3 protein-coding genes are annotated in these 2,127 nt (G+C 39.4%); 2 read left to right on the top strand and 1 reads right to left on the bottom strand.

From position 1 onward, the window contains the following. Positions 1 to 93, top strand: a 93-nt coding sequence (locus FJR04_RS24650; protein WP_217359526.1) for a PAP/fibrillin family protein, incomplete at its 5' end; no start/stop codon positions are given. Positions 94 to 226: 133 nt separating this feature from the next. Here FJR04_RS24650 and FJR04_RS24645 read toward each other — a convergent pair. Next, the gene (locus tag FJR04_RS24645; RefSeq protein ID WP_168499818.1) at positions 227 to 484 is read right to left on the bottom strand and encodes a hypothetical protein; all 258 of its coding nucleotides are present in this window, start codon (positions 482 to 484) and stop codon (positions 227 to 229) included. Between the two features lie 385 nt (positions 485 to 869). Here FJR04_RS24645 and FJR04_RS24640 point away from each other — a divergent pair. Next, a protein-coding gene (locus FJR04_RS24640) for an IS630 family transposase (RefSeq protein WP_168499817.1) occupies positions 870 to 2,002 on the top strand; the annotation gives its coding sequence in 2 pieces (ribosomal slippage) (positions 870 to 1,296 and positions 1,296 to 2,002; 1,134 coding nt in all). The last annotated feature ends 125 nt before the right edge of the window (positions 2,003 to 2,127 follow it).

The raw sequence follows: 2,127 nt of genomic DNA, 5'->3' as shown, positions 1-2,127 counted from the left end.
ACTTATTTAGATGAAACTTTAAGAATTGGACGTGGGGGAGACGAAAGTTTATTTATTCTCAATAAAGTCAATGATTTGCCTAATTTATCCTAAAAATGGCTGAGAGCTTAATTTTTAAATCATTGCTAAAAGCTTGATGACATCAAGTATAGCTATTAGGCATTTGCAGTATATCTTCTGAATTGAGATAATTGCAAGATGCTAATATACGCTCCATTTTTCGATGTTATCCATATATAACTACAGTGTTTTCTTTCGTGGGTATAAGGACTCCGTTGAAGTAAGTTTTTTTGGAATTATCTATGGTGTTAATTTTCTGATTGCTGTATTTATTATCTCCACCTATAGTTTGTTTTTTTGACTTATTATCGCCTAAATAATAAATATAGGGATAATCCTGTGAAGATTCGCAATAACCCCCTAATAAAGTCTCTGCTTGGGCTGGGGTCATGTCTTCTAAAAATAATCTGACATCAATATTCATAAAAATAAAAATCTATGAATTTAGTCATTTTTTTAATCCCAGAGAATAACCTGCTTTGACTCTAACTTGACAAAATTATTCATAATTTTCATCTATCTGGTGGATAATATTGAAGTTACTAATTGTCTTTCTAATGGTAGATTGTGCTGCGTAACTTAAACTTCTCTAACTGTCCTTGATGTTCAGCTAAATCGCGTAGATTTCTCAAATGTGCAATTGCTTCATCATAGGGTTTGGATTGTTTGAGAGCAATTAATCTAAAAACCTCCTCCCATAATTTGGCTTCCTTGGGAACTAGTGGTCTGTCAAGCTAAAAGTTGTGAGTTTGAGGGAAAATAGAGAGGCTATTTACAGTAAACCTCACCAGATATCCTAATAACTGATTATGCTTAAGACCTATATTGTCCGGTTAAGTCAAGAAGAACGGCAGTATCTACAAGATTTGGTATCTACAGGCAAGGCAGCGGCTTACAAGATTAAGCACGCCAATATTCTATTAAACATTGATGTTAATGGACAGGAATGGACGGATGAGAAAGCTGCTACCGCCAACAGTAGCCACCGAAACACAGTCGCAAATCTCAGAGAGCGATTGGTAAAAGAAGGCATAGAGTCAGCATTAAACCGCAAGCCCAGTAAAACGCCGCCTCGTCAAACGATTATTGATGGAGAGGTGGAAGCAAAACTAATCGCTTTGCGTTGTGGGGAACCGCCTGCTGGTCAGGCGCGTTGGACATTGCGGCTACTGGCAGACAAGGCAATCGAGTTAGAAATTGTGCCAGCAATTAGTCACGAAACCGTGCGTCAAGTGCTAAAAAAAACGAACTCAAACCTCATCTGCGGCAAATGTATGTGATTCCACCAGAACAGAGTGCTGAATTTGTATCTCACATGGAAGATGTTCTGGAGATTTATCATCTGCCCTATGACCCCAAGTGTCCAGTGATTTGCATGGATGAGCAACCCATACAATTGGTCAAAGAAACCCGCGTTCCTCTGCCAGCCAAACCTGGACAGCCAGAATCAGTTGATTACGAATACGAACGCAATGGAACAGCCAATATTTTTATGTTTACAGAACCGTTGTCTGGGTGGCGTAAAACAGTTGTCAGTGAACGTAGAACAGCGGTTGACTGGGCAACAGAAATTAAGCACTTACTCGATAACGACTATCCCGATAGCGACAAAGTTATTTTAGTATGTGACCAGCTAAATACTCATAAACTTGCCTCCCTATATCAAGCATTTGAGCCGTCTACTGCCCGTTCTCTGGTCGAACGTTTGGAAATTCATCACACTCCCAAACATGGCAGTTGGCTCAATATTGCTGAAAATGAACTGTCCGCAATGACTCGACAATGCTTAGATCGTCGGATTCCTAATCTTGAAACTTTAAAACAAGAAACAACGGCTTGGTATATTCAACGCAATCATTCACAAAAATCTGTAGATTGGCAGTTCACAACAGCGGATGCCCGTATCCGTCTCAAGCGTCTTTATCCACAAATAGAAAATTGACAGACCACTAGTGCTAACAATTGACGAATTCTTGCTTCCTTTGCAACTTTAAGCTCTTGTTCTTGGCGAAGTTTGCTACAATCCTCAGCACTAGCTATTAAACGAATCAGATAAAGCCGTATGGG

Origin of the sequence: Anabaena sp. UHCC 0204, assembly GCF_009711975.1 — a bacterium.
Classification (GTDB): Bacteria; Cyanobacteriota; Cyanobacteriia; order Cyanobacteriales; family Nostocaceae; genus Dolichospermum.
The sequence above is the reverse complement of the archived record's forward strand: the minus strand, read 5'-3'. Positions and strand labels throughout refer to the sequence as shown.